Source organism: Streptomyces sp. NPDC030245, assembly GCF_055572995.1.
This window is the reverse complement of the sequence record NZ_JBVICF010000021.1, coordinates 23954-31793: the sequence shown is the minus strand read 5'-3', so window position 1 is coordinate 31793 and position 7840 is coordinate 23954. Positions and strand designations below refer to the sequence as shown.

The window sequence follows — 7840 nt, the reverse complement described above, 5'->3', positions numbered from 1 at the left end:
CCGCGGATCTCCGAGGCCAGCTGGGTCCACTTCTGCGAGCCCTCACTGATGGTGCGGTGCAGGACCTGCAAGATGACGCGGTGCTCGTCGTTCTCGGCGGTCTCCAGGGCCGGGACCTTGCCGGCCTTCTCGTACTCGACGCCCTTGTGGACCAGCAAGGTGGCGTCCCCGCCGTCGTCCAGGATCATGTTCGGGCCGCCGGTGGGGGTGTTCGGCCAGGTCAGCGCCTGCTCCGTGCACCACCAGTACTCCTCCAGCGTCTCGCCCTTCCAGGCGAACACCGGCACACCCTGCGGGTCCTCCGGCGTGCCGTTGGGGCCCACCGCGATGGCCGCGGCCGCGTGGTCCTGGGTGGAGAAAATGTTGCAGGACACCCAGCGCACCTCGGCGCCGAGCGCGACCAGGGTCTCGATGAGGACGGCGGTCTGCACCGTCATGTGCAGGGACCCCATGATGCGGGCCCCCGCCAGCGGCTGGGAGGCCGCGAACTCCTTACGGATCGCCATCAGACCGGGCATCTCGTGCTCGGCCAGCGTGATCTCCTTACGGCCGAACGCCGCCAGGGACAGATCGGCGACCTTGAAGTCGTGGCCGTCAGTGGTGGGCTGCGAGGTCATGCGGGGTGCTCCTTGAGGTGGTGACGTTGCGGTGGATCTCGAGCGTGGCCGTCGAGCGGTTCAGGGTGATGTAGTGCAGTCCGGGGGCGCCTTCGGCCAGCAGGCGCTGGGCCATGGCGGTGGCGTGCTCCACGCCGATGCGGTGGCCGTCGGCGGGATGGTCGCGGGCGGCCTCCAGGCGGTGGGCCAGCGCTTCGGGGAAGGCGGCGCCGCTGAGCCGGGCGAAGCGGCTGATCTGGCGCACGTCGGTGGCCGGCATGATCTCCGGGATGATCGGGGTGTCGCAGCCGGCCGCCGCCACCTTGTCGCGCAGGCGCAGGTAGTCCTCGGTGTGGAAGAACATCTGGGTGATGGCGTAGTCGGCGCCGGCGCGGCACTTGGCGACGAAGTGGCGGATGTCGCTGTCCCAGTCGGGTGAGCGCGGGTGGCGTTCGGGGAAGGCGGCCACGCCGACGCTGAAGTCCCCCGACTCCTTGACCAGGCGCACCAGTTCGTGGGCGTGGGTGAGGCCGGCGGGGTGGGGGATCCAGTCGGCGCCCGGGTCGCCGGGCGGGTCGCCGCGCACCGCCAGCACGTCGCGTACGCCCGCGTCGGCGTACTGGCCGATGATGTGGCGCAGTTCGGCCACCGAGTGCCCGATCGCGGTCAGGTGGGCGACGGGGCGCAGCGTCGTCTCGGCGGCGATGCGTTTGGTGACCTCCACGGTGCGGTCCCGGGAGGAGCCGCCGGCGCCGTAGGTGACCGAGACGAAGGCGGGGGCGAGGGTTTCGATGCGGCGGATGGTGCGCCACAGGGCGGTGGCCGCGGCCGGTGTCTTGGGCGGGAAGAACTCGAAGGAGAAGGTGGGGGCGGGCTGGCGGATGAGGTCGCGCAGGGCGGTCATGGCCGGTCTCCGGCGTTGAAGTAGCTGGCCTGGGGGTGGTGGATGACGATCGCGTCGGTGGACTGCTCGGGGTGCAGCTGGAATTCCTCCGAGAGCGTCACGCCGATGCGCTCCGGTTGCAGCAGGGCGGCGATCTTCGCGCGGTCGGCCAGGTCGGGGCAGGCGGGGTAGCCCAGGGAGTAGCGGCAGCCCTGGTACTGGGTGCGGAACATGCCCTCTCGGGTGTCGGGGTCGGCGTGGGCGATGCCCAGTTCGGCGCGCACCCGGGCGTGCCAGTACTCGGCGAGGGCCTCGGCGAGCTGGACGGACAGGCCGTGCAGTTCGAGGTAGTCGCGGTAGGAGTCGGCGGCGAACAGTTCGGCGGTGGCCTCACCGATCTTCGAGCCGACGGTGACGACCTGGAGCCCCACCACGTCCGTCTCCCCCGACTCCTCGGGCCGGAAGAAGTCGGCCAGGCACAGGCGGCGTCCGCGCGGCTGGCGGGGGAAGGTGAAGCGGGTGAGTTCGGCGCCGGCCTCGTCCAGCAGGATGAGGTCCTCGCCCTTGGACACGCAGCGGAAGTAGCCGTGCACGACGGCGGCCTGGAGGAGGTTGTCGCTGTGGAGGCGGTCCAGGAGGCCGCGCAGGCGCGGGCGTCCCTCGCTCTCCACCAGCTCCTCATAGGTGGGTCCGTCGCCGGTGCGGGCCTGCTTGAGGCCCCACTGCCCCTTGAACAGGGCGCCCTCGTCCAGCCAGGAGGCGTACTCCTTGAGCTGGATGCCCTTGATGACGCGGGTGCCCCAGAACGGCGGCGCGGGCACCGGATTGTCGACGGCCACATCCGAACGGGCGGGCCCTTCGGGCTCCTCCACGACGAGGGGCGTGTCCCGTTTGGGCACGCGGCGCTGCTTGAGCTCGGGCAGGCTCGCCCCGGGCACTCCCCGCTTGACCGCGATCAAAGCGTCCATCAGGCGCAGGCCCTCGAACGCGTCGCGGGCGTAGCGCACTTCGCCCTCGTAGATCTCGTGCAGGTCCTGCTCGACGTAGGCGCGGGTCAAAGCGGCGCCGCCGAGGATGACGGGGTAGTCGGCGGCCATCTTGCGCTGGTTGAGCTCTTGAAGGTTCTCCTTCATGATCACCGTGGATTTGACCAGCAGCCCGGACATGCCGATCACGTCGGCCTTGTGCTCGGCGGCGGCGTCCAGGATGGCGGCGACGGGCTGCTTGATGCCGAGGTTGACGACGTTGTAGCCGTTGTTGGACAAGATGATGTCGACGAGGTTCTTGCCGATGTCGTGCACGTCCCCGCGCACGGTGGCCAGCACGATGGTGCCCTTGCCCTCGGCCCCTTCGACCTTCTCCATGTGCGGTTCCAGGTGGGCCACGGCGGTCTTCATGACTTCGGCGGACTGGAGGACGAAGGGCAGCTGCATCTGCCCGGAGCCGAACAGCTCCCCGACGACCTTCATGCCCTCCAGCAGGGTGTTGTTGACGATGTCCAGCGCCGGGGTGGTCTTAAGGGCCTCGTCGAGGTCGGCTTCCAGGCCGTTCTTCTCGCCGTCGATGATCCTGCGTTGCAGCCGCTCCTCCAGCGGCAGGGCGAGGAGTTCCTCGGCCTTGCCGGCCTTCATCGACTTCGTGGAGACCCCTTCGAAGAGCTCCATGAGTTTTTGGAGGGGGTCGTAGCCCTCGGCGCGGCGGTCGTAGATGAGGTCGAGGGCGACTTGGACCTGTGCGTCGTCGAAGCGGGCGATCGGCAGGATCTTCGAGGCGTGCACGATCGCGGAGTCGAGGCCGGCCTTGACGCACTCGTCGAGGAAGACGGAGTTGAGCAGGACGCGGGCGGCGGGGTTGAGGCCGAAGGAGATGTTGGACAGGCCCAGCGTGGTCTGCACGTCCGGGTGGCGCTTCTTCAGCTCCCGGATCGCCTCGATGGTGGCGATGCCGTCCTTGCGGGACTCCTCCTGGCCGGTGCAGATGGTGAAGGTCAGGGTGTCGATGAGGATGTCGGACTCCTGGATGCCCCAGTTGCCGGTTAGGTCCTCGATGAGGCGTTCGGCGATGGCGACCTTGTGCTCGGGGGTGCGGGCCTGGCCCTCCTCGTCGATGGTCAGCGCGATCAACGCCGCCCCGTGCTCCCTGGCCAGCGCGGTGACCTTCGCGAAACGCGACTCGGGGCCATCGCCGTCCTCGTAGTTGACGGAGTTGATGACCGCACGCCCGCCCAGCTTCTCCAACCCCGCCCGGATGACCGGGACTTCGGTGGAGTCCAGCACGATGGGCAGCGTGGAGGCGGTCGCGAACCGCCCGGCGAGCTCGGCCATGTCGGCAACCCCGTCGCGGCCCACATAGTCCACGCACAGATCCAGCATGTGCGCGCCCTCACGGATCTGCTCGCGCGCCATCTCCACACAGTCGTCCCAGCGGCCCTCCAGCATCGCCTCACGGAACTTCTTCGACCCGTTGGCGTTCGTCCGCTCCCCGATCGCCAGATAGGCGGTGTCCTGACGGAAGGGCACCGTCTGGTAGAGGGAGGCGGCGCCCGGCTCGGGGGCGGGGGTGCGGGCGGGCGGGGTCAGGCCGCGCACGCGCTCCACGACCTGGCGCAGGTGTTCGGGGGTGGTGCCGCAGCAGCCGCCGACCAGGGAGAGGCCGTAGTCGCGGACGAAGCTCTCCTGGGCGTCGGCCAGTCCGGCCGGATCCAGCGGGAAGTGCGCGCCGTCCTTGGTCAGCACCGGCAGGCCGGCGTTGGGCATGCACAGCAGCGGGATGCGGCAGTGGCGGGCCAGGTAGCGCAGGTGTTCGGTCATCTCGGCCGGGCCGGTCGAGCAGTTCAGGCCGATCATGTCGATGCCGAGCGGTTCCAGCGCGGTCAGGGCGGCGCCGATCTCCGAGCCGAGCAGCATGGTGCCGGTGGTCTCGAAGGCCAGCGAGGCAACCAGGGGCAGGTCGAGGCCGGCGGCCGTCAGGGCGCGGCGGGCGCCGAGGATGGAGGCCTTGGTCTGCAGCAGGTCCTGGGTGGTCTCCACGATCAGTGCGTCGGCGCCGCCGGCGATGAGTCCTTCGGCGTTGGCCTGGAAGCCGTCGCGCAGGGTGGTGAAGTCGGTGTGGCCCAGGGTGGGCAGTTTGGTGCCGGGGCCGATCGAGCCGAGCACCCAGCGCTGCTGTCCGGTGGCGGCGGTGAATTCGTCGGCGACCTCGCGGGCGATGCGGGCGCCGGCCTGGGAGAGTTCGGTGATGCGGTGGGCGATGTCGTACTCGCCCAGCGCCGCGTGGTTGGCGCCGAAGGTGTTGGTCTCCACGCAGTCCACGCCGGCCGCGAAGTACTCCTGGTGCACGGAGCGCACGATGTCGGGGCGGGTGACGTTCAGGATCTCGTTGCAGCCCTCGAGCTGCTGGAAGTCGTCGAGGGTGGGGTCCTGGGCCTGGAGCATGGTGCCCATCGCGCCGTCGGCCACCACCACGCGGGTGGCCAGGGCCTGGCGCAGGGCGGTGGCGCGCTGCTGCGGGGTGCTGCTCATGCGGTCCTCGCGATCTGCGCCTCCAGGACGCGGGCCGCGGCGGGGCCGTAGGTCTGCTCGATGCGGGCGCTCAGGTCGGCGGGGATGAGCTTGTACTCCTGGGTGCCGACCGATTCCAGGACGGTGGTGGCCAGGGCGCAGCCGAGCTGGGCGGCGCGTTCGTGGGGCAGGTTCCAGGCGGTGCCGGCCAGGAAGCCGGAGCGGAAGGCGTCGCCGGCGCCGGTGGGGTCGGCGATGGTGTCGGCGGGGACGGCGGGCACGGGCAGTTTGGGGCAGCCGGCGCGGGCCAGCGAGACGCCGCCGGCGCCCAGGGTGGTGATCCAGGTGCCGACCCTCTCCAGGAGGTTGTCCTCGCTCCAGCCGGTGCGCTCCATCAGCAGGGCGGCCTCGTATTCGTTGGTGAACAGCCAGCGGGCGCCGTCGACGAGGCGGCGGGCCTGCTCGCGGTCCAGGCGGGCCAGTTGCTGGGAGGGGTCGGCGGCCACCGGGATGTCCAGGCGGTGGGCGGTGGCGGTATGGCGCAGCATGGCGGCGGGGTCGTCCGCGCCGATCAGGACGAGGCGGGGCGCACCGGTGCGCTCGGTGACGGCGGCCAGGTCGATGTGGGCGGCCTCGGCCATGGCGCCGGCGTAGAAGGTGGCGATCTGGTTCTGGTCCTGGTCGGTGGTGCACACGAAGCGGGCGGTGTGCAGGGTGTCGCTGACCTGGACGGCGGAGGTGTCCACGCCGTGTTCGCGCAGCCAGGTGTCGTACTCGGCGAAGTCGCGGCCGGCCGCGCCGATCAGGAGGGGGTTCAGGTTGAGCAGGCCCAGCCCGAAGGCGATGTTGGCGGCGACGCCGCCTCGGCGCACCTCGAGCCGGTCGGCGAGGAAGGACAGGGAGACCCGCTCCAGCTGTTCCTTGATCAGCTGCTCGGCGAAGCGTCCGGGAAAGACCATCAGGTGGTCGGTCGCTATCGATCCGGTCACGGCGATACGCACGGAAAGGCACTCCTTGAAGCTGGGGTCGGCGCCGGCACCGGGGTCGGAGCTGGCGCCGGGGTCGGTCGGCGTCGGGAGGAACGCGTCGGCAAAAAAAGGGGGCGCCCCGCGGAAGGCGGGGGGTGGGATGTGGGGTGGGGCGGCTCGCGGGAGAGGGGGCGGGCGCCGCCTTGCCGGGTATGGCGCCCGGGGGGTGGGCGGCGCGGAGGCGGCGCCGCACCGCCGGGTAGGCGGCGGGCGCCGCCCTTGCCGGGTACGGCGCGCGGGGCCCGGGGGGCCGCACCACCGGGTAGAGGGGGGTGCACAACGGTCCCGTGCCCGGGGGCCGGGCACCACGCCGCCGGGGCGGCGCGGGGCAGGCCGGTGCGCGGCCGGCCCCTCACCCTCGGGTGCGGCGCCCAGCGCGGGCCGGCCCGCGGGGCCGCCCCTCCCCACCCCGGGCACGGCCCCCGGCAGGACCGCATCCGGAGCCGGGCCCCGCACTACCAGGTGCGGCACCCGGCCGGGCACCGTGCCGGTGGGGTGCGGTGTGCGGGGCGGGCCCGCGCGCGGGAGGAATCAGCCTGCGTCGACTGCCTTGCGCAGGTCCTCGGCGCGGTCGGTGCGCTCCCAGGTGAGGTCGGGCAGTTCACGGCCGAAGTGGCCGTAGGCGGCGGTCTGCGCGTAGATGGGGCGCAGCAGGTCCAGGTCGCGGATGATGGCGGCCGGGCGCAGGTCGAAGACGGCGGTGACGGCCCGTTCGATGTCGGCCTGGGGGACGGTGGCGGTGCCGAAGGTCTCGATGAACAGGCCGACCGGTTCGGCCTTGCCGATGGCGTAGGCGACCTGGACCTCGCAGCGGGTGGCCAGGCCCGCGGCGACGACGTTCTTGGCGACCCAGCGCATCGCGTAGGCGGCGGAGCGGTCCACCTTGGAGGGGTCCTTGCCGGAGAAGGCGCCGCCGCCGTGGCGGGCCATGCCGCCGTAGGTGTCGACGATGATCTTGCGGCCGGTCAGGCCGGCGTCGCCCATCGGGCCGCCGATCTCGAAGCGGCCGGTGGGGTTGACGAACAGCCGGTAGTCGTCGGTGTCCAGCTTGATGCCGTCCTTGGCGAGCTGGGCCAGGACGTGCTCGACGACGTGGGTGCGCAGGTCGGGGGTGAGCTGGTCGTCCAGGTCGATGTCGGCGGCGTGCTGGGAGGAGACCACGATGGTGTCCAGGCGCGCGGGCCGGCTGCCCTGGTACTCGATGGTGACCTGGGTCTTGCCGTCGGGGCGCAGGTAGGGGACGGTGCCGTCCTTGCGGACCGCGCTCAGGCGGTGCGAGAGGCGGTGGGCCAGCTCGATGGGCAGCGGCATCAAGGTGGGGGTCTCATCGGTGGCGTAACCGAACATCAGGCCCTGGTCGCCCGCGCCCTGCTTGTCCAGCTCGTCCTCATCGCCCTCGACACGCTGTTCGTAGGCGGTGTCGACGCCCTGCGCGATGTCGGGTGACTGCGCGCCGATGGACACCGATACGCCGCAGGAGGCGCCGTCGAAGCCCTTGGCCGAGGAGTCGTAGCCGATCTCCAGGATCTTGTTGCGGACCAGGGTGGCGATGTCGGCGTAGGCGCCGGTGGTCACCTCGCCCGCGATGTGCACCTGGCCGGTGGTGATGAGGGTTTCGACCGCGACGCGGGAGGCGGGGTCCTGGGCGAGCAGGGCGTCCAGGACGGTGTCACTGATCTGGTCGGCGATCTTGTCGGGGTGACCCTCGGTCACGGATTCCGAGGTGAACAGGCGACGGGACATGACTCTCCAGGGCGAGCGAAGGAACAAAGGAAATTAAAGGAGGCACTCAGGCACTGAGGTGCTGAGGTGCTGAGGTGCTGAGCACTGGGG

General features: G+C 71.1%; 5 protein-coding genes. All 5 read right to left on the bottom strand.

All coding sequences use genetic code 11. The features are described from left to right. Positions 1–617 (bottom strand): adenosylhomocysteinase (locus ACZ4Z4_RS38055; protein ID WP_468338408.1); only part of this gene is annotated, 617 nt, incomplete at its 3' end. Beyond that, positions 595–1500, bottom strand: coding sequence for a methylenetetrahydrofolate reductase [NAD(P)H] (gene metF, locus ACZ4Z4_RS38050; protein ID WP_468338405.1), 906 nt, complete (start codon positions 1498–1500; stop codon positions 595–597). The genes ACZ4Z4_RS38055 and metF, both read right to left, overlap by 23 nt. After that, positions 1497–5000, bottom strand: a complete 3504-nt coding sequence (gene metH / locus ACZ4Z4_RS38045; protein ID WP_468338402.1) for a methionine synthase — start codon at positions 4998–5000, stop codon at positions 1497–1499. Before metH ends, metF begins: the two co-directional genes overlap by 4 nt. Beyond that, the gene (locus tag ACZ4Z4_RS38040) at positions 4997–5980 is read right to left on the bottom strand and encodes a carbohydrate kinase family protein (RefSeq protein ID WP_468338399.1); all 984 of its coding nucleotides are present in this window, start codon (positions 5978–5980) and stop codon (positions 4997–4999) included. The genes metH and ACZ4Z4_RS38040 overlap by 4 nt, the downstream gene beginning before the upstream one ends. A 558-nt stretch (positions 5981–6538) precedes the next feature. Further along, positions 6539–7750 carry a methionine adenosyltransferase gene (metK, locus tag ACZ4Z4_RS38035; protein ID WP_468338397.1) on the bottom strand — a complete coding sequence of 404 codons (1212 nt, stop codon included), beginning with the start codon at positions 7748–7750 and terminating at the stop codon, positions 6539–6541. Positions 7751–7840 lie beyond the last annotated feature (90 nt).